Here is a 20,420-nt window from a genome sequence, read left to right as displayed (position 1 = left end):
TGAAATCAAGGCCCTATGCTTTAGGACAAATCGTTATATGCTGAGGTCAAACTCTTTTTTAATAGAATATAATATATTAATCATTTTGACTAGTCTACTTTTGGGAAAATATGCATTTTCGCTATCTCAAGCACTTCTTCCACAGACATACGCTCAGAACTAGACGGTTCTGTATTCTCTGTATCTTGAGAATTCGCCGGCCAACTGCACTCGACTTGTCGGTCTGCTGCATTTTTTCCTACAATAACTCGCATCGGCAACCCAATTAGATCAGCATCCTTGAACTTCACGCCCGGACGCTCATTTCGATCATCTACAAGTACCTCCACGCCAAGGGCAGTCAGTGAACTCTCAAGTTCGTGAACGAGTTCCATCTGTACCTCATCTTTCACAGAAATCGGAATGAGATGCACGTGATAGGGAGCAACAGCAACCGGCCAGCTCATCTTAAGATCTGCTGCGTATTGCTCCGCAATTGTTCCAAGTAGCCGAGATATCCCAATACCATAGCAGCCCATAATCGGTTTTTGAGGAGTCCCTGTCTGATTAAGGAAGGTAGCGCCCATCGCATCACTATATTTTGTACCCAGTTTAAATACATGCCCCACTTCGATTCCGCGATCGAACGTAAGCGCAGAACCACACGAAGAACATAAATCTCCCTCTACGGCATTCCGAATATCAGCTGCTGCATCCCATGTGAAATCTTGCCCAGGCTGCACTTGAATATAGTGATGGTCCACTTCATTCGCCCCAGTCACCGCACGATCCATAGAAATAACAGCATAGTCGGCAATGATTTTCATGGAAAGATCATAAGGTCCGAGATATCCTACAGGAAGCTGTAAATCATCCTTGTATTTTTCTTGATCTAACATCTCCAGTTGCTCCACTTTGAGTGCATGCTGCAGTTTAATCTCATTCACCTCATGATCTCCACGAATCAGTACAGCAATAGGAACCCCATCTGCCTCATACAACAGGGTCTTGATTACATTCTGCGGTTCTAGATTCAGGTATGAAGCAACTTGCTGAATGGTCTTCGTGTCTGGGGTATGAACCTTTACCTTCTGAGATTCTGTCCCTTGCGTAAACGGTTTAGTCACTTCGGCATCTGTACCTGTTTTATAAATCGCCTTCTCCAGATTAGCTGCATAATCACAAGCGGTACAAGTCACAATTGTATCTTCACCAATGTCTGCTAGCGCCATAAATTCGTGCGTTTCGCCGCTTCCTCCAATCGTCCCTGCATCTGCTTCCACTTTCGTGAAGTGAAGTCCTACCCGAGTAAAGATTCGTGTATACGCCTGGACCATATCTTCATATACTCGGTCAAGCTCCTCCCAATTAGCGGAAAAAGAATACGCATCTTTCATAAGAAACTCGCGGCCGCGCAGTAGACCAAAACGAGGTCTTCGTTCATCCCGATACTTCGTACTGATCTGATATAGCGTAAGTGGGAGCTGACGGTAACTATGAACTTCATCGCGGATTAGTGCGGTGATCACTTCTTCGTGAGTAGGTCCAAGAGCAAAGGACCTGTCATGGCGATCAGATAATCTCATAAGCTCTGGCCCATAATCACGATTTCGACCTGATTCTTCCCATAGCTCTATTGGTTGCAGCGAAGGAAGCAGCGTTTCTTGAGCCATAATGGCATCCATTTCTTCTCGAACAATTTGTTCTATTTTATGAAGGACCCTTCTGCCTAACGGTAAAAGACTGTAGATACCGGATGCCGTTTGCCGAATCATACCTGACCTCAGCAAAATTTGATGACTTCGCGCTTCTGCCTCCGCAGGCGCTTCTCTCAGTGTTGGAATAAACAACTGACTCTGACGCATGATTGTCCCCTCCCACTATAGAATATAAAATAAAAAAAGACACTTTCGTCAAGGGACGAAAATGTCGTGGTACCACCCTAATTTAAGTTCATTCCTCTGCAATGTAATACGCAAACTGTTACCCAGTCTAACGTGGCACGATACAAAAGAATGATCTTCTCTACGGCATAACGTGCCTAACCCGGCAAGTCAAATCTTCTCAAAGATTTACTTGCAGCTCCAAGGTAGGAGTATAAGTTCAAATTTCAGAGACCTTTCAGCCTGCCGGATCTCATTCTCTAATGAAATTTGTTGTCATCCTATACTATGTCCTTGATCATCGCTGTTCACATTTTCCAAAAGACTAATGGAATATGGCATAAAAGTCAATCACTTCGTTTACACAAGCCTGATAAAACTAGATATCTAGTATACTTGCCAAGAAACTGATAGAAAATACGCTGACAGTCTAACATCTAACAGGGAATATAGTACAATAGATCTGAGACCATTTAAAATTAGCCTGTCGATGAATTCGAAATAAATAGAGAAAGGAGTTAATTCTGATGAATTACATTATCTACGATCTTGAATTTACGGTAAGCCGAAGCACTCGGTATTCTTCCGAGATTATTGACATCGGAGCGGTGAAAGTTTCCCCGATTGATGATAAAGGAAATCTAGGGGTTGTTGATTCATTTCATACCTATGTACGACCTTCCAATAAATCCGTTTTATCCACAGATACGATCCAATTCACCGGTATTACGCAGAAAGATATTGATGCAGCTCCTCTATTCCCCGAAGCTGTTCAGCAATTTATCGAATGGTTGCCTGATACCTATTATCTCTGTTCCTGGGGACCAGACGACAAGAGTAAATTTTTATCCCATTGCCGTACGCACCAGGTGAAAGTGGACTGGATCAGGAACCATAATGACATCCAAAAACAAATCTCAAGGGCGCTTCGTAAAGAAGGCGGTTCCCGCCAGCTTGGACTAAGTCAGGCCCTTACGATGTGTGGTATTCCATTTGACGGCACTCAGCATCGTGCTCTTGATGACGCCATCAATACAGCAAGAATATTTATTCATCATTTTGAACATCTAAAACTGGCGGAGAACAGTGCCGCTGACGAAGAAGGAACGAAATCCAAACTTGTATATTCGAGCGGAGATGATGATAAACATAACCCCTTTGGAGATCTTGCCAAATTGCTTGGGCCATCTAACTCCTAGTACTGCATTAGTTACTCATCTTGATAGGAACAAAGCCAAGTCTTGAGCCTCTCTCGTAATTGATTTCGGTAATACGGGGGCTCGAGAATTTCGGCAGCAGGTCCATAAGGCAAAAGCCAATCCATAAATTCCTCACTGTTATTTACCATGACTTCAAGTATCATATTCCCATCTGGTTCATGTATATACTTAGGCTTTACCAGAAATTCACTTCGTTTCATCTTCTCCACAGCTTCCTTATAAAATCTCACTTTAAATAAGGTTCGTTCCACCCCTGGATTAACAGAGAATGTATCTTTCATAGAGATGTTTTGTGCATATAGTTCTCTGCGAAAGGTCTGAGGCATGATCTCTGCTTCTAGAAAACAGCTCATTCGAAAAGACTCAACTCTCTCTGTATTGTGACAATATCCGATTACATAAAAATGATGTCCTTTTGGTACTAAATGATACGGATCGATCATTAGTTTTAGATCCGATTGCTCTATATTAACAAACCCTTCAACGCCCACGATCGGCGAATCATAGACAGCCTGTATTGTATTCTGTGACAATGAAGCTTGTATAATACTGACAATGATTTTGTTGTCCCTTTCATCCTGCCAGTGGTTTTCTGCTTTTCCAAGCCGAATCACTTCGGCAAATTGTTCAGCCCATTCGACTCGTTCTGTTTTTTTCTTTAGACTTACAGCCATAACCTTCTCATAGGCACTTTCAAAAGCGCAAGGCAATAAAGGCTTTACTTCACCCATGATATCTGCCAGTTTTGCAAAAGCTTCCGTTTCTTCTTCTGACCAATTCAGGGGATAAAGTGCAAACCTGCTGATAAACTGATATCCACGTCCGTGTCCCATATTTACAACCGGGATATGCATCGCACTAAGTGCATCCATATCTCGGTAAATTGTACGCTCTGATGTCTCGCAACGTTCTGCTAATTCTCTTGCTAAAATTCCAGGTTTTGCTTGTACCAAGGTAATAATACGCATTAATCGTATAAGTCGCTCTGTCATGCTATGCCCCCTATAACAACACTGTAGTTAAAAAGAACTAAGATGGCTTCATGGTTTTATAGTCCTTTAGACTTATATCGGTTATTTTACTTATTTTCATTATGTATATTCTGTTATAAACCTAGATGCTATCTGATAAGTGCTGAATACTCCATTTTTAAACAGCAATCTTGCTGCTTATTTTGCTTCTTTATCATAGTAATCCTTGCCATAAGACACTTGAAAAGCGAGACTCTGATCTTCTTCCACATCAACCGTATCAAAACAGGATTTCTCATGAGTCTGCTCATAATAAAGACATAAACGACTCAGAATTTGAGCTTCCCGATAATACTCTAAATCACCCGTTCTCGTAGCCAAAATCAGCAATCCATCCGTATGTCTTTTTATAATTTCTTTTCCTTCTTCGCTTCTGCCTCTTTCAAATGCCCTGAGGCTCTGCTTCATAATTACAGTCGATTGACTTAGTATTGCATATTTCTGCACCCGTGGATCTGGTTCTCTTCCAATTACCCCAAAATGTGTGGAAACAAGCAAATTAATTTGTTCTCTGCGCAGTAAAACACGTTGTTCCTGCTTTGTCTTCAGTGCACTCCAATAGGCGGAACATGCCGGTTTCTTCCCTGGGGATTGAGAACCTACATCAAATTCTAGTAAGAAAGATTTTGTTTTCCCTTTATACGCGTTACCAAGACCAATTACCCATCCGGCGTCGGATTCTTTTGCTCTCACACCATGAACCGCTTTAATATGCATGTCCTTCTCAGGTTTAATTAACAATTCCATTTCACGGAATAACAGTTTAGGCTGTGTCTTCAGTTGTCTCTTGGCCGGTGGTCCACTGCGCCATTCAATCAGCAAAAACAGTGAATTTTCGCCAGAAACGGGAATAGCTTCGCGGTTCCAAGTATAAAATACATCCAAAGATGAACTCACTAAAATCTCTCCCCTCAGTTGCTTTACTTAAATACTAACAGGTTAAAAAGACAACTGATTGTCAGGGAACATATGTTCTTATACAAATAGTTGCAAATTTTTGTGTCTTTACACCATTCATTCGGTATTTTCCGACTTTTTATGACAAAAAAACACAAATCTCACAGATCTGTGTTCCTTACTGTATCTTTTCTCATAATAAAAAACCGAACACGAGGGATTTTAAATCATATACCCGTTTCCGATCTGATCGTTCATTCCTATACCGTGTTGCTCACTATGAATGAGTAATATTAACGACGTTTCATTTCTACGGTTCTTTTATTTTTATTAATCGGAGCATAAGTGACCCCGTCCATAACTAATGCTTTTCCAACCGGTTTTTCATTAACCGTAACCCGAATTGTTTTATACACTTTTTTATCTACTCTGCTTTCCATTTCTGTATTTCCTCCTTATAAATATGACAACCACAGTTCATTATTTCCCGAATAAGACCTTTTCCTTCTAATTAACCTATCCGAAGTACGTCTAAACATATTTTTTTATTTCTGATACATTCTTTAAATCAATTTCAGAATATATGAAACAATAAAAAACAAATGATCGTATAGAATAACAGTATTCCCTATTATTCTTTCTTTATTTCGGGTTAATAGGATATATAAGGTGGTGGATCTATGAAAAAAAAGTGGCAACTTGTACTGATGACACTAGCCATGTACAGTCTACTTCTCATGATTTCAGATCAACGGGCTCAGGCCGGGTTTTGGGAAAATGTATATAACGGATATGAACAGTTTACGAATCTACCGGAGGAAGTAAATAAATTACAACAAAGCTATGAACAGACGATAACGGAGCTAAACAATGCCAAAGAAAATATAGAATCATTCCAGGCTCATAATGAAAAATTGATCGCACAAAATCAATATCTTATGGAGCAAAATGAAAGCCTTACTTCTATGGTTAGTCAGCTGCAAAAAGCAGAGGAACAACGAACGAAGACACAAAAAAGAATAACGACAATGGTGATTACAGGCATTTGTCTTATCGTATTCTACTTCGTGCTTGTCCGTATCATTCGTTATCGTATGCAAAGACATTCGAGAATGTAACTTAAAAATAGGTTTCTCTATTCATAGAAAGGAACAAAACAAAAGATGCAAATTTCTCAAGGACACGAAGCTTCCACGGTTACTGGACAAGCTGTCACTTTCTCTTTAACGGAAGGAGACAAGATTCATGTGCTTCATCCGCAGCAGATTGTTGCTTACCGCGGGTCCGGCACGGGCAGAAATGATCGTCTCATGAATATTAGCGGAATGTACCGTAAACATAAGCTCATTCAATCCGAGATTAGCGGTCCTTGCCAGTTTGTCACTGCCCTGCCGCCCGGTTTTAGCATGAAATCAATCAAACTCGAAGAGAAAAGTGATCTGCTGTATGATTTTCGGCATTTATTCTTCTATAGTGAAGGCATTCAAATGCAGACTAGAATTCTTAAGGTCAAGAATATGCTGATCACAAGAGATGCAATAAAGATGAAATTTTCGGGTAATGGAGTGATCGGTATTCTCACGCAAGGTCAAGTCTGTGAACAAGAACTTCATCCAACTGCCCCTCTGTATGTTGATGCGGGCAGTGTCATAGCTTATCCGGAAAATGCAAAACTAGAACTCACCGTGTACGGAAATCACCTCGCGAGTCAGCATATGAACTATCACTGGAAGATGACCGGGCAAGGTACTGTCCTTTTTCAGGCCGGCCGAGAAAATCGGAAACTTGAGAGTGATATGAACAATGATGAGAGTATTTTCAAACGAATTTTGCGTGAAGTGTTACCTTTTGGAAACGTATTGATTAAGTAAAAGGTCTTCTATTGTGCATTTTTTCTGCTATAATACTACGAGTACGATAAAGAACTAACGACAACTACAAATATAAATCCATGGATCATCATGCGGGATATCCGATTTCCATGGGAGAGGTTCGCGAACTCCCTCTATAAAAAACTATACAGATTGTCTAATAAGCAGGCTATTTACCTCCCCTGTGCAGTCAGCAGCTTTATTTTCATAAAGTGGCCGATTGCTCATTTTCGTGTTCGTAAATGAAGCCTTGTCAATCTATATAAGTGCCCTCCAACTTTGGTAGCGGCCTGTTTTTTGTTGATCGAGTAAGGAACTTCTCTTTTCTTCCGCTGATGAAACGCGATCCGTTCGTGTTTACTAATCCTAGAAGATAGAGAGGTTTTTTTATGTTCACAAATGAAAAAGCAATCGTCGTATTCAGCGGCGGACAAGATAGCACGACTTGCCTGTTCTGGGCAAAAAAACACTTTGCAGAAGTGGAAGTTGTCACTTTTGATTATGGGCAGCGCCATAAACAGGAGATTGAAGTGGCTGCTGATATCGCGCGTGAACTAGGTGTGGAGCAAACTGTTCTCGATATGAGCCTGCTCAATCAACTCGCTCCGAATGCTCTCACTCGCAGTGATATTGATATTTCACAAGAAGAAGGCGAACTGCCAAGCACATTCGTTGATGGAAGAAACCACTTGTTCCTAAGCTTTGCGGCTGTCCTTGCCAAACAAAAAGGAGCTCGTCACATTATTACAGGCGTATGCGAGACTGATTTTAGTGGATACCCAGACTGCCGTGATGTATTCGTAAAATCTCTGAATGTCACATTAAACCTGGCTATGGATTATGATTTTGTTCTTCATACCCCTCTTATGTGGCTGAACAAAGCAGAAACTTGGGCAATGGCGGACGAACTCGGAGCATTTGAATTTGTACGTGAGCGTACGCTCACTTGCTATAACGGAATTATGGGCGACGGCTGCGGCGAATGCCCTGCATGTAAACTTCGGAAAGCAGGCCTTGACGAATATACTACTGAACGCAATCAAAACATTTCTTCTACTGTTACAGGCGGTGAACAGCAATGAGACCTGAGCCTGGTACTTTTCGGATCGTAGAAAAGCTGCAACGCATCGGAGAAGATATTCAAAAAGAGCAGCTACGCTATCACCGTAAACGGGTCCTTGTCAGCAAGGAATTTACTTTTGATGCTTCGCATCACCTGCACTGCTATGAAGGCAAATGCAAAAACTTGCATGGTCATACCTATAAAGTCGTATTTGGAATTAGCGGCATTCCCGGTGAGACAGGACTCACCGTTGATTTTGGCGATGTAAAAGAAATCTGGAAAACTCAGATTGAAGGTTATCTCGATCATCAATATTTGAACGAAACCTTACCGCCGATGAATACCACGGCAGAGAATATGGTCGTGTGGATCTATGAACAGATGGAAGCGGCTCTGCAAAGTGAACCTTACTGCTCCCAAATTAACAGCGGACGTACTGAATTTGTGCGGCTCTACGAGACACCAACCAGCTACGCAGAAGTAAGACGGGAGTGGATGATTGATGAGTAATCCTCGTCCTATTCCTGTCCTTGAAATCTTTGGACCGACCGTCCAAGGAGAGGGTATGGTGATTGGCCAAAAAACGATGTTTGTTCGTACCGCTGGCTGTGACTATCGCTGTTCATGGTGTGATTCTGCTTTTACGTGGGATGGCAGTGCAAAAGATCAAATTCGTCAATTGAGTAAAGAAGAGATATGGCAAGAGCTTACTTCTATCGGGGGCGACCGATTCTCGCATGTCACGATCTCTGGCGGAAACCCTGCCATTTTGCCTCAGATTGGTTCCCTTGTAGAACTGCTTCAAGAACGCGGAATCCGCACGGCAGTAGAAACTCAAGGGTCTCGCTGGCAGGATTGGCTTATGGATATTAATGAAGTAACGATCTCACCAAAACCTCCAAGTTCTGGCATGAACACAAACTGGGACACCTTAGATGATATTGTGAACCGTTTGGCTAATCGAACTGGAGATAAAGCCTACAGTCTGAAAGTTGTCATCTTTGATGAGCAGGATCTCGCCTATGCGAGAGAAGTTCATCGTCGTTATCCTGGGGTTGCTATGTATTTGCAGACCGGGAATCCAGATGTAGGTACGGGAGATACAGATAACCTCGCTTCCTCCCTTCTCCACCGTTATGAATGGCTCATTGATCAAACAATGAATCTCTCTGATATGAATGATGTAAGAGTCTTGCCGCAGCTTCATACGCTAGTATGGGGAAATAAACGCGGCGTATAAATAAACAATAATAAGATGTATGAAGGAGATATGAACATGGCTGGACGTCAATCCGATGAACTACAAGATATTACACTACTTGGTAACCAGGGGACAAAATATAAGTTTGAATATGATCCAAGCATTTTGGAAACTTTCGATAACAAGCATCCTTACCGGGATTACTTTGTTAAATTCAACACTCCGGAATTTACAAGCCTTTGCCCGATTACGGGGCAGCCTGACTTTGCAACCATCCACATCAGCTACATTCCTGATATTAAAATGGTAGAAAGCAAATCGCTGAAACTGTATTTGTTCAGTTTCCGTAACCACGGAGATTTCCATGAAGATGTAGTTAACATCATCATGAATGATCTAATTAAACTTATGGACCCGCGTTACATTGAAGTATGGGGCAAATTTACGCCAAGAGGCGGAATCTCGATTGACCCTTACTGCAACTATGGTCGTCCAGGTACAAAATATGAGGAACTCGCTACTCAGCGTTTGTTCCAACATGATATGTATCCTGAAAATATTGATAATCGCTAATCCTTTGAGATTTCAAGCAAACCAGTATAAGAGGTCGTTTCACTACGTAGTGAGGCGCCTCTTTTTGCTTTTTACCTCCAATATAGGGATTGCCTACTAAGTAAATGATGTCATATGATGTAAAGATCTACCTGTTTCGGTTTATTAACAGTTACGTTTTTACTGAATTACATAGGAAAAGGAGACCTTACATGTCACTCAATTCACTGACGAAGACCGGTTCTGCTTCTCGGCCGCTTCCTCGTCCTGATGCCGGTTCACAGACGATTTATCGGATTCTGATTGCAATTGGACTTGTTCATCTACTTAATGATTCGGTTCAGTCAGTTATTCCCGCTATTTTTCCCGTACTGCAAGACTCTATGGGAATCAGTTACAGCCAGATGGGCTGGATTGCTTTTGCGCTAAATATAACAGCATCCATTATGCAGCCGGTGGTCGGTTATTTCTCCGATAAAAGACCCACTCCCGCTCTCCTGCCTATTGGAATGGGCTTCACCTGCTCAGGTATGATTTTTCTTGCCTTTGCAGACAGTTACATGGCCATTATGATGTCCGTTATTCTTGTCGGTCTGGGATCAGCCGCATTTCACCCAGAAGGTTCTAAAGTCTCTCACATGGCTGCAGGAAATCGCCGGGGATTAGCACAGTCTATTTTTCAGGTGGGCGGTAATGCAGGGCAGTCTCTTGCTCCACTCCTCACCAGATGGGTATTTATCCCCTTTGGACTGATGGGTTCCCTCGGGTTTGCGGCTCTTGCCGCAGTAGGGATTGCCGTACAGATTTTTATTGCCAGATGGTACGGACAAACGCTGAAAAACGGTGGATATGCTAGAAAAAAAGCAGCAGACGGAGTCATGAATCCTACGGTGAAAAAGAACATCATGTATGCCTTTTTCATCCTGATTATCTTAGTATTTGTTCGTTCTTGGTATGTGTCTTCCATCGGAAGTTACTACGCTTTTTTCCTAAAAGATACCTTCTCGCTGTCTACTCAAGATGCACAGATCTATATCTTCTTGTTCCTTGGAGCAGGGGCACTTGGGACGTTTTTTGGAGGACCGCTTGCCGACCGTTTTGGTAAACGAAATATGATCTTTGCTTCCATGGCTTTTGCTGCACCGCTGTCCTTACTACTCCCATATGCCAATCTCTTCTGGACGGGTGTACTGCTGTCGATCATCGGCTTTATTATGTTATCCAGCTTTTCGATCACGGTGGTCTACGCACAAATGCTGGTGCCAGGTAAAATAGGAACCGTCTCCGGGATGATTACGGGTCTCGCTTTTGGGCTCGGCGGGCTTGGTGCGCTTGTGCTGGGGAACTGGATCGATGCCGCAGGCATTAGTCCGGTTATGCAGGTGTGCAGCTTTATGCCGCTGCTAGGCTTCTTAACTTTTTTGCTTCCATCCGACAAGAAACTCGCCACTTGGACGGATCGTACTGCCTAATAAAAAAACGCCGCGAAGGTTTGCCCTTCTCGGCGTTTTTATTTTCTACTCCAGCGTTTCCTCAGCTTGCTTCACTTTTGGTTCTAATCTATTTCTAATCTCTATTAAGAGCGACACGATTTTATATAGGAAAAATAGAACGATACCTACGATCAAAGCAAGTCCGTAAGGAAACATGATAATTACGGCAAAGAAACTAATCACGACGAAGATCAGAAGATATAAAACATCTTTTCCACCATTGTTCTTCATATGTAGCTACCCTCCCATCTGAATAATTCTCTTCTAATACATACTAACGAATAGTTACCCTCAAAAGTTATATTCTCTCTCTCTTTACCCGATATTGCCCAGGTGTATATCCTGTCCGATCTTCCTTACCATTGAGGCAGTTGATCCAGCTCCTAAATATCCTGCACCTCATCTAATTTTTTTAATAATCGGCGTTTTTTGTAGAGCATCTTTCCTGCTTCAGAAACGTCGGTAAGCGCACCTTTATTACTAATGGATCCAAAAACAATGCCAGCAATCGGGATCATCTGAAACAGCTGTTTCCATCCATAATTTTCACGATAGGCAGTTACAACTTCCCGCCATCCTTGCAGCTGTGAAATGACTTCTGCATTGGTATGTTCTTCATCAAAATGACTCAGTTCTTCAATAATGGCTTTTTTACCTACAATGTCGGCTGAAGAAAATTGAAGACATTTTACGATAAATACTCGCTCCATTGTCTCCTCTGGGTCATATCCATAGCAGATGGCAATCTCCTGTAATGTTTTTAAGGAAGTTCCTAACATGAGTGGGAGGTCAGCCGCCATGGTTACAATCCCACCTACTCCCGTAGCTGCTCCGCTTGCCGCCGCAAACTTGATCCGTCCCTGGATAATGTCATCTGCGGCTTGATCCATGACTGCAATGGGCAATTTCGCAATATCTGCTATCGCAAGTTCAGGCGCATCCTCAGGAGAAGTCGCAGCATCCTTTTCTTCCTCTGCGCGAAACTTTCCTGCAGCTGCCAAAGCAGCAGACGAAACTTGAGTAAACATTTTTTTAACTTGCAACCCTTTTTTCTTTATTCCTATTTGGTCCGATGGCTCTTCCCCACTTAGAAACTTATGGATGTGCTTCAAGACAGCCCTTTTATTCACAAGGAATCGACCGCCATTTTGCAAAAAGGCACCGAGTTCATTTAAAAGCATTCCGAGTTTATCTCTAATAATCTTTGGCGTAAGCTTATCCAACATGGCGAAGGGCAACCGCCCTAGCTTTTCCCAGAAAAAAATATCCTTCTGTTCCTTCTCCCACTTCTCGATCAGAACAAGTTCTGCTTGCAACAGTTCCTTCGATTCAATACCCATTGTCAACCCTTCTCCTCTTCACATAGCACTTGATATTTACCTATATACGAATGTCAATGAATAAAGGATGCAATCTGTTCATAAAAATTGTGATCTGAATCACAATTAAAACTTATTTCCTCTTTTATACTGAAGATATTAATAATAAAGCAGGAAGAAAGAGGGTTTACATATGCTAAGTCAACACGATATTTCCATTATTAAATCAACTGTACCCGTTCTTGAAGTACACGGAAAAGACATCACTACATGCTTTTATAAAATGTTGTTTGAGCACCATCCTGAATTATTGAACATTTTCAACCACGCGAACCAGAAAAAAGGCAAGCAGCAAGCGGCTCTTGCTAACATGATCTATGCAGCAGCCAAACACATTGATCAGCTGGAAGCTGTTCTCCCTGCAGTGAAAGAAGTGGCTCAAAAACACCGCAGTCTAGGCATCCTCCCTGAACATTACCCGATTGTAGGGAAATATTTACTCATTGCCATTAAAGAAGTGCTTGGCGATGCGGCAACAGATGAAATCATTCATGCCTGGAATAACGCATATGGAGTCATTGCAAGTGTATTTATCGATATCGAGAAAGAAATGTATGAGGAAGCAGAAGGCCAACAAGGAGGCTGGACTGGATTCCGTCCATTTACCGTTAGCAAAATCGTGGAAGAAAACGAACTTATCCGTTCTTTCTATCTCATTCCATCGGATGGAGGAGCAATTGCTTCCTTTACGCCAGGCCAATATGTGAGTGTAAAAGTTCAGGTCCCTGGGGAAACCTACACACAGATTCGCCAGTACAGCTTGTCCGCTGCACCACACGAACCTTACTATCGCATTAGTGTGAAACGTGAAGACGGGGCTTTGAATACACCAGAAGGTAAAGTGTCTAACTACCTTCACAACATCATCAAAGAAGGAGATAAACTTCTACTGTCTGCTCCAGCTGGTGAATTCCGAATGGAACTTACTGATGATCGTCCTGTCGTCTTTATCGGTGGAGGGATCGGAGTTACTCCGCTCATGAGTATGGTGAATACTGCTGTGAAGCAACAACCAAACCGCCAAGTCACCTTTATTCATGCAGCACATAATGGGAAAGTACATGCGATGGGTTCCGAAGTGAAACAACTGGAAGAAGCTAACGAACAAGTGACTACTCACTTCTGTTACAGCAACCCGCTCCCTGAGGATACGGGTTACAGTAAAACAGGACGGATTGATCAGGCTTGGCTGCAAGAGATTGTACCTACAACGGACGCACATTTCTATTTCTGCGGTCCACTCTCCTTTATGAAGAGTATTCGGGACAGCTTGATCAGCTGGGGTGTTCGGGAAGAAGATCTGCATTATGAATTCTTCGGTCCAAAAGAAACGCTATAACCACCGGCTGGGGCTTAATTAAATTCACCTGAACGCAAGAGGCGGTTCACCGTCTCTCTACGAAGACCGATCAACTGACCAATTTCTGCTTGGGTTAGGAGATCGGTCATTTTTTCAGGTGCAATATAAGTTTCCATCCATGAACGGAGTTTGCGCAGACGCTCGGCAGGTTCGGTTTCGGTTACTTGATCGATTCGCTGCTGCATCATACGAAGTTTCTCTTGAAGCTTTAGAGCTACCTCCCGGTATTTCTCAGGCTGTTCTGCCAGTGAATGATACCACTCTGCTGCCGGAATCACTTCGATTTCACAAGTAGATAAAGCTAAGGCTGAGCCAAAACTGGGACCGGGACTAATTAAACTATGATGAGGGAACATCTCCCCAGGAGCAATAATATTAACAAGAAATGCTCCGCCATCCTCCTGAATTCTAATGATTTTGAGCATACCTGATTTGAGATGGTAAAGAGGAGTCATATCCCCCTGCCGAAAAAGCACTTCACCTTTATGTAATATCATATTTGATCACCTTTGATTTTTTATTTCTCTTCCTTAACTTAAGTTCATTTTTTTGACCTACAATTTTTATAATAACAAAAAAGAAGCACAGGATTATAAACCCCTTGTAAAGGACAGTTTACCACATCCGTGCTTCTTTTTTTTATTCTGCCTTTTTCATTTGATCTGCTTCATTTTCTTCTAGGATGGGAAACAAATCCTCTAACTTACTCATGTCTTTACTTCCAAGTATCGTCTCTTTTCCGGTATTGGATAGGTATCCATACTGGGATTGTCCTGCATGCGTAGAAATATAATAGAAAAACATCCGATCCTTGACCTTAGGTCGTTGTCCCACTTCACTTGATATACCGCTGTTCGTTATCCAGAGTTTATTTTCATTCCCTCCGATTTTTCCACTCCATGTAAGCCAAGCCGCATTTCCTTTAACTTCAAAATACTCGACAATCCCATTATCAATCCTAAAAAAAGCTTTGGACTCTCCTTCGGGAAAGAGTAATTTGAAAGATCCTCCACTGCTCTGACCTCCAGTGAGTTCTTTTAACGTAGTAATTCTCGGAATCGTAATCGCAGCAAGACGGGATGTTGTTACATCATCTGAATTTAAATTAGCTTTCGTCTCTTCATTTAACTTTGCGACTTGGACCGTTTTTGTATTAGCGTCCCAAGCTACATCACTGTTGAAATTCTCAGCAATAAATCGAATAGGAACCATAACCCGATTATCTTTAATTAGCATGGACTCCGATTGATTCTGTTTTACACTAAACGTCATTGACTTGGTAGGATCAACAATCACAAGTGTTTTTGTTTTGTTGTTCCAGCTTTTTATCGAGATTCCTTCCATCTGTTCAATAGTTCTCAACGGAACAAAAGTAGTTCCATTTTTAATAAAAGGGGCAACGTCTGTTTCTAAAGGTCTATCATTAACAACTACCGATATTGATGTAGCTGCTTGTGCGGTGGACACTATAAAAAACATGGCAAAACAAGTGAGAAAAAAGGATTTCCATTTCAAATAAATCAACCTCCTTAGGTAATTTTGATGACTTTGCATGTAGTATAGACGCTATTAATATGTAAAAGGTTGTTATTTAAGGCTTGCTTTGATTCAGCTGATCTTTAGTAAAGACTAACTCACCACGTGTCCAAAATCCTTTTTGTACATAACCATCCCGATGAGTTTTGGTCCCATATCCATGTTCTAAGTTATCTTCCCATCCACCTTCATAAACAGTACCATCATTCCATTTATAAGTTCCTTCCCCATTGTACATCCCATCTTTCCATTCTCCACCGTAACGATCACCATTAGCGTATTCTTTAACGCCAAATCCATATTCCATATCATTAAACCATTGTCCTTCATACTTAGACCCATCTGACCAACGATAAACCCCGGTTCCACACCTAAGCCCATTCCTGGTTTGCCCGTGGTAAGTCTCACCTGATTCATATTCGATACATATTAAATCCTCCTGTATACTTTCCCATACTCCTTCAACCTTTTTGTTGTCGATGTGAATTACGGATCTTATCAAGTTAGGTTTTGTCTTACGTTCAGATGGAGCAGTCACTGTTCCTATCTGGGGTTCAAGCAACAATGGGGGCGATACAAATTGGTCGTTTACGAAGGTTTTATAATACCAAGCTGTCAGATCATACATTTCTAACATCAGTGTTCTTACTTTATTTGTTTCAATAAAAATAGAGCTTTCTCTAGTATCCAAGTACGCTAACTTTTTCAGCGTAGTGACCATCGGAATTGGCAGAATATCGATCTCCATTAAAGCAGCTAAATTAATAAAAGGTTCAGAATCATCAAGTTCAACATTCTCATTTACGAGAATCTTTGTAACAATTAACTGTCCTATTTCTTTTAGATGATTTAAAGCGATGATGTGATCCGTTTCGATTACACGTTCAGCATGATAGGCTAAGGCATAGACATCCGGCATTTCGTTCTCAAATAATTCAAAACTCATTTGCCACCTCCAATTCTCTAACCATAACTTCTACATCATTCTTCAACTAACCTCCCATTAAAACTCAGTAACTAATTTAAACGTATGAAATTAAACTTGATACCTAAGTAGAAAAATAGCCCCGATCCAATAAATAGTCCGGCAAGAAGTAAACCTCCGAAAATAACTATTTTTTCAACTGCAGTCCAACTTCTTTTCATCTGCTCACTCCTTAATAAATGCAATTCATCATGAGATTGAAAATGATAGACATCGGGATTCAACATTCTTGCCATTCCTTAGAAAAAGCATAGAAGACGCCGCCATCTAGAAGTGTTTTCTATTTATTTATAACTTATATAACCCCTAAATCTAATTAGTTGTTACGTTAATTTTCCAATCTCCATTTATCGTTATAGGAGCATCCGCTTTAGCTTGTCCTTGAAAACTTGATATGAACACTTCTATATTATCCACAGTTGGAATAACTAAATCCGCTTTAAAAATTCGTTTTTTATCATTTTCTAATTTCACTTCTTCAAGCAGATTTTGCTCATTAGAGATCGTATAATCGGCGGGGATATCTACATTAGAAACAATTCTAATGTATTTAGGATCGAGTAATTTCCCTTCTGAATCTCTAATCTCAAATTGACTAATTGAGAGCACTTCAATTAGTGCATAGGGTGCCTGCATCTTGTCCAAGATTTCTACCTCAATGGGGATAATGACGTTATCTTGTTCTATACTGATCTCCCCCGAGGTTACCTTTATATCGTTAGAAGCCTGATTAAACTCAGTCCCTGTAACCGTACCATCCCATTTTTTAATGTCTGAGAAGTAACCCTTTACTGCAGAAGCAAATGTTTCGTTTAACGCTCCTACTGATCCAATGATAATGACAATGGAAGCTGCGACTGCTGCTAATGATATAGCCTGCCTAGATTTCTTTTTCTTCTTCCTTTCATTTTCAGCCATTTCTACTCCAACCCTTACTCTGTCGTTTATAATATCGGGTATTTTTATGTTATCAATTTCATCTTTAAAATGTTTCATACCGAATGCACCTCCGTAAGACTTTTTTTCATTTTATTTAACGCCCTGTATAGGATTGTTTTTGCTGATCCTATGGGAATTTCCAAAATGTTAGATATCTCTTTGAAGGTATAATCTTGATAGAAGCGTAGTAGGACAACATTTTTCTCAGATACATCTAGTTCATCAATCAGATCCTCTAGTGTCAGACTAAGTAAGATATTGGTATCTAGTGTTAAATCGGAAGTAATACTGTCATTTATTATTTGAGGCTCCATAGGAACTAGTTTGTTTTTTTTACGAAGTAAATCTATTGAACATGATATGGCAATCTTCATCAACCATGTTTTAAAGTATTTAGGTTCCTTTAGTGTTTTTATTGACTTAAAAGAACGGTATGCTGTTTCTTGTACAATGTCCAAGGCTTCTTCTTCATTTTTCACATTAATGTAAGCAAGTCTGTAAATATCGTTTTGATATCTCTGAAATAGTGCTAGAAAGGAATTTTTATCTCCTTGTTGAGCTTCTTTTATTTCTTTATGGTATTCATTCATGTTCTAACTTCCTCCCTTCTTTATAAAGATCAGAATTGCTTTATTTTCTTAAGTATAATTTGCTTTATTCTCTTATTAGACTTTGAGTAACAACTTTTGGCTTTAGAAATATAAATATTTTGGTAGTTAGATTCTTACTTCAGAAATTTTAAGTTAATAAGAGTGAGTTCTGTTGTTAAAGGTAGATTCACTAATTTATATGCTCGTTTTTTCATAATTCGGTAAGTCAAAATGCAATTGATCGTCTCCTTGAGAAGGAATACAGTTAATTTCCTTTTCTATTTACATAAAGAGCTCTCGCTTATTGATACAAGGAAAAGTATTTCAACTCTAGGGAAGACTGCTGTTGATGTACTAACAGACTACTTGGTGTATTTTTTACAGTAAGTATTGACAACGTCACAGTTGTATTGTAAAAATATATTATTCCAATATTATACAATTTTGCGATGATGAAGAGAGTAAGCATAACGAATACTCCAGAGAGCTGATAGTTGGTGCGAATCAGTGTAGGGATTATGCTGAAGTGGGCTTCTGAGCATCCAGACCGAAAACTCGTTGAGTAGGCTTTGGCGAAAGTCTCGTCGTTACAAGAGACGCGTATTCAAACATACTGCATGTTTCGATACGTCAAAGTGAGTCCAAGTTATATTTGGGCTAATTAAGGTGGTATCACGGGGTCTTCTCGTCCTTTCAAGGATGAGAAGACCCCTTTTTTGTTTATTTTTAGGAGGGATTATATGAATAATGAAATCGTATTAACTGGAATTAAGCCTACAGGTAAAGTCCATTTAGGGAATTACATCGCAGCAATAAAACCTGCACTTCAAATCGCAAAAGATAGTGACTGTACCGCACTTTACTTTATTGCTGACTACCACGGATTAACATTCATTCAGAACAGGGATGAATTTAACGATCTCTCTTATGGTATTGCCGCAACGTGGCTAGCCCTTGGGCTGGACCCCGATAGGGTGGTTTTTTATAGACAATCGGATGTACCAGAGATTTTCGAGTTAAGTTGGATACTTTCATGTCTGACTTCCAAAGGATTAATGAATCGTGCCCATGCATATAAAGCAATTCTTGATAAAAATGAACAACTGGGCGTAGATATGGATACTGGTGTTAATATGGGCTTATTCACATACCCAATTTTAATGGCAGCAGACATTTTGCTGTTCCAATCCGACAAAGTACCAGTTGGTAAGGACCAAATTCAACATGTTGAGATTGCAAGAGATATTGCAGAAGGATTCAACAGAAATTACGGAGAAACCTTCAAGCTACCTAATTATATTGTAGATGATAGTACAGCTATAATTCCTGGTCTCGATGGTAGAAAAATGAGCAAAAGTTATAGTAATACAATACCGCTTTTCGAAAAAGCTGATGACCTTAAGAAGCTGATAAACAAAATCAAAACAGACTCTACTCCTCCTCATGAACCTAAAGACCCTGATACATCTAATATCTTCTTATTGTATAAAGAATTTGCGACGCCCGGACAAGTACTAGATTTAAGGAATAAATTTCTGAATGGTATTAGTTGGGGAGAAGCCAAGCAGGAACTGTTTCAAGTCATAAATACATTTTTGGAAGAACCACGTAAAAAATATAATGACTTGATATCATCACCAGATAAAATTGACATTATCCTTTATGAAGGAGCCAAGAAGGCAAGAGCTATGGCTGCGCCTTTACTTGAGGAGGTCAAGCATAAAATTGGGCGTTATAAATAAACCTTCAGATAAAAGATAGGATGAAGGATTTGATAAAAAATGACCGGGAAAACTACAACCTTCCTGGTCATTTTCTCTAGCAAACTGAACAATATATAAAGACAAAACCACTCCTGACACAATGGGAGTGGTTCCTTAAGAGATGTCTTTTATTAGAGCTATCGTTTTTCCGTTAGTTCAAGAGTTGTTACTGTCTCAGATGTCACAATTAATTTAATTTGAAATTAACATCTCTTATGCTGGCGTATCTTTTCTTTTCATTTATGTGCAAGGCTTAGAAGTTGAATTTTTAGCATAATTTATTAATTCATTAATGCATTTTTGCGGCATGTTTTTTTCCGATTATCGGTAAAAATAATGTCTGTCTATGACAGTATGTTATTGCAAGGATAAATAAAAATGCACCTACAATTATAAATGAAACAACTCTTATTTCAGGAGAAATTATGGACATTACTAAATAATATACATATAAATACGAAATATTGAGGTATATAATTTTAAAAAATGTTATATTTTGTAAGTCTCCATTTCCCGATAGTTTAACGTGAAATTTAAATATGATTCATTACTAATCAGTGATATCCTTCAGGTAAATTAGCTGTTGTTCCGTTAATTGATTTTTATCAGCATAGATGAAGTGATATGTAAAAGGTTTTAGGTATCTAAGTTGAATTATGTAATCAATATCCTGAGCGA

General features: G+C 40.2%; 21 protein-coding genes, 1 riboswitch and 1 other annotated feature. Of the genes, 10 read left to right on the top strand and 11 right to left on the bottom strand.

The window, feature by feature from the left end; all coding sequences use genetic code 11:
- Window positions 1-89: 89 nt before the first annotated feature.
- The gene (locus H9647_RS00105; protein WP_191797053.1) at window positions 90-1,844 is read right to left on the bottom strand and encodes a proline--tRNA ligase; all 1,755 of its coding nucleotides are present in this window, start codon (window positions 1,842-1,844) and stop codon (window positions 90-92) included.
- A 545-nt stretch (window positions 1,845-2,389) separates the two neighbouring features.
- Here H9647_RS00105 and H9647_RS00100 point away from each other — a divergent pair.
- Window positions 2,390-3,061: a 3'-5' exonuclease gene (locus H9647_RS00100; RefSeq protein ID WP_191797051.1), complete on the top strand. Its 672-nt coding sequence runs from the start codon at window positions 2,390-2,392 to the stop codon at window positions 3,059-3,061.
- 11 nt (window positions 3,062-3,072) lie between these two features.
- Here H9647_RS00100 and H9647_RS00095 read toward each other — a convergent pair whose 3' ends face one another.
- The 3 genes from H9647_RS00095 to H9647_RS00085 form a co-directional block, all read right to left on the bottom strand.
- Window positions 3,073-4,074 carry a helix-turn-helix transcriptional regulator gene (locus tag H9647_RS00095; RefSeq protein WP_191797049.1) on the bottom strand — a complete coding sequence of 334 codons (1,002 nt, stop codon included), beginning with the start codon at window positions 4,072-4,074 and terminating at the stop codon, window positions 3,073-3,075.
- Between the two features lie 177 nt (window positions 4,075-4,251).
- On the bottom strand, window positions 4,252-5,010 hold the full coding sequence (locus tag H9647_RS00090) for a hypothetical protein (RefSeq protein WP_191797047.1): 759 nt from the start codon (window positions 5,008-5,010) through the stop codon (window positions 4,252-4,254).
- A gap of 293 nt (window positions 5,011-5,303) precedes the next feature.
- Window positions 5,304-5,450, bottom strand: a complete 147-nt coding sequence (locus H9647_RS00085; protein ID WP_191797045.1) for a hypothetical protein — start codon at window positions 5,448-5,450, stop codon at window positions 5,304-5,306.
- Between the two features lie 240 nt (window positions 5,451-5,690).
- Between H9647_RS00085 and H9647_RS00080 the strand changes: the two genes are divergently transcribed.
- The 7 genes from H9647_RS00080 (at window position 5,691) to H9647_RS00050 (ending at window position 11,169) form a co-directional block, all read left to right on the top strand.
- Window positions 5,691-6,128 carry a hypothetical protein gene (locus H9647_RS00080; protein WP_191797043.1) on the top strand — a complete coding sequence of 146 codons (438 nt, stop codon included), beginning with the start codon at window positions 5,691-5,693 and terminating at the stop codon, window positions 6,126-6,128.
- 45 nt (window positions 6,129-6,173) lie between these two features.
- The gene (locus H9647_RS00075) at window positions 6,174-6,881 is read left to right on the top strand and encodes an AIM24 family protein (protein WP_191797042.1); all 708 of its coding nucleotides are present in this window, start codon (window positions 6,174-6,176) and stop codon (window positions 6,879-6,881) included.
- A 110-nt stretch (window positions 6,882-6,991) separates the two neighbouring features.
- A riboswitch (PreQ1 riboswitch) is annotated at window positions 6,992-7,035 on the top strand.
- Between the two features lie 235 nt (window positions 7,036-7,270).
- Window positions 7,271-7,963 (top strand): 7-cyano-7-deazaguanine synthase QueC, encoded by a 693-nt coding sequence (gene queC, locus H9647_RS00070; RefSeq protein WP_191797040.1) that lies wholly within the window; start codon window positions 7,271-7,273, stop codon window positions 7,961-7,963.
- Window positions 7,960-8,454: a 6-carboxytetrahydropterin synthase QueD gene (gene queD / locus H9647_RS00065; RefSeq protein WP_191797038.1), complete on the top strand. Its 495-nt coding sequence runs from the start codon at window positions 7,960-7,962 to the stop codon at window positions 8,452-8,454. Before queC ends, queD begins: the two co-directional genes overlap by 4 nt.
- On the top strand, window positions 8,447-9,184 hold the full coding sequence (queE, locus tag H9647_RS00060) for a 7-carboxy-7-deazaguanine synthase QueE (RefSeq protein ID WP_191797037.1): 738 nt from the start codon (window positions 8,447-8,449) through the stop codon (window positions 9,182-9,184). Before queD ends, queE begins: the two co-directional genes overlap by 8 nt.
- 36 nt (window positions 9,185-9,220) lie before the next feature.
- Window positions 9,221-9,718, top strand: a complete 498-nt coding sequence (gene queF / locus H9647_RS00055; RefSeq protein WP_160032376.1) for a preQ(1) synthase — start codon at window positions 9,221-9,223, stop codon at window positions 9,716-9,718.
- Window positions 9,719-9,909: 191 nt separating this feature from the next.
- Entirely contained in the window at window positions 9,910-11,169 is a 1,260-nt protein-coding gene (locus H9647_RS00050; protein ID WP_191797035.1) for an MFS transporter, read from the top strand.
- Between the two features lie 45 nt (window positions 11,170-11,214).
- Here the strand turns inward: H9647_RS00050 and H9647_RS00045 are convergent, their stop codons facing one another.
- Together H9647_RS00045 and H9647_RS00040 are read right to left on the bottom strand one after the other, a co-directional pair.
- Window positions 11,215-11,421: a hypothetical protein gene (locus H9647_RS00045; RefSeq protein ID WP_191797033.1), complete on the bottom strand. Its 207-nt coding sequence runs from the start codon at window positions 11,419-11,421 to the stop codon at window positions 11,215-11,217.
- A gap of 152 nt (window positions 11,422-11,573) precedes the next feature.
- Complete coding sequence (locus tag H9647_RS00040) at window positions 11,574-12,530, bottom strand: EcsC family protein (RefSeq protein ID WP_191797031.1); 957 nt, start codon at window positions 12,528-12,530, stop codon at window positions 11,574-11,576.
- A 172-nt stretch (window positions 12,531-12,702) separates the two neighbouring features.
- Between H9647_RS00040 and hmpA the strand changes: the two genes are divergently transcribed.
- Window positions 12,703-13,908 (top strand): NO-inducible flavohemoprotein, encoded by a 1,206-nt coding sequence (gene hmpA, locus H9647_RS00035; RefSeq protein WP_191797029.1) that lies wholly within the window; start codon window positions 12,703-12,705, stop codon window positions 13,906-13,908.
- Between the two features lie 14 nt (window positions 13,909-13,922).
- Here hmpA and H9647_RS00030 read toward each other — a convergent pair whose 3' ends face one another.
- The 5 genes from H9647_RS00030 to H9647_RS00010 all read right to left on the bottom strand — a co-directional run bounded on the left by H9647_RS00030 (window position 13,923) and on the right by H9647_RS00010 (window position 17,979).
- On the bottom strand, window positions 13,923-14,426 hold the full coding sequence (locus H9647_RS00030; RefSeq protein ID WP_191797027.1) for a Crp/Fnr family transcriptional regulator: 504 nt from the start codon (window positions 14,424-14,426) through the stop codon (window positions 13,923-13,925).
- 142 nt (window positions 14,427-14,568) lie between these two features.
- Window positions 14,569-15,444, bottom strand: coding sequence for a copper amine oxidase N-terminal domain-containing protein (locus H9647_RS00025; protein WP_191797025.1), 876 nt, complete (start codon window positions 15,442-15,444; stop codon window positions 14,569-14,571).
- Between the two features lie 76 nt (window positions 15,445-15,520).
- On the bottom strand, window positions 15,521-16,411 hold the full coding sequence (locus H9647_RS00020; RefSeq protein WP_191797023.1) for an MORN repeat-containing protein: 891 nt from the start codon (window positions 16,409-16,411) through the stop codon (window positions 15,521-15,523).
- Between the two features lie 351 nt (window positions 16,412-16,762).
- Window positions 16,763-17,446 (bottom strand): DUF4179 domain-containing protein, encoded by a 684-nt coding sequence (locus H9647_RS00015; RefSeq protein WP_191797021.1) that lies wholly within the window; start codon window positions 17,444-17,446, stop codon window positions 16,763-16,765.
- A complete protein-coding gene (locus H9647_RS00010) occupies window positions 17,443-17,979 on the bottom strand; it encodes a sigma-70 family RNA polymerase sigma factor (RefSeq protein WP_191797019.1) in 537 nt (178 codons plus the stop codon). Before H9647_RS00010 ends, H9647_RS00015 begins: the two co-directional genes overlap by 4 nt.
- A 440-nt stretch (window positions 17,980-18,419) precedes the next feature.
- Window positions 18,420-18,675: a binding site (T-box leader), on the top strand.
- A gap of 44 nt (window positions 18,676-18,719) precedes the next feature.
- Between H9647_RS00010 and H9647_RS00005 the strand changes: the two genes are divergently transcribed.
- On the top strand, window positions 18,720-19,721 hold the full coding sequence (locus H9647_RS00005; protein WP_191797016.1) for a tryptophan--tRNA ligase: 1,002 nt from the start codon (window positions 18,720-18,722) through the stop codon (window positions 19,719-19,721).
- The last annotated feature ends 699 nt before the right edge of the window (window positions 19,722-20,420 follow it).

The sequence above is a fragment of the Paenibacillus gallinarum genome, assembly GCF_014836635.1.
Lineage (GTDB): Bacteria > Bacillota > Bacilli > Paenibacillales > Paenibacillaceae > Paenibacillus > Paenibacillus gallinarum.
Note: the sequence above shows the minus strand (reverse complement) of the source record. Positions and strands in the feature narration are given on the sequence as shown.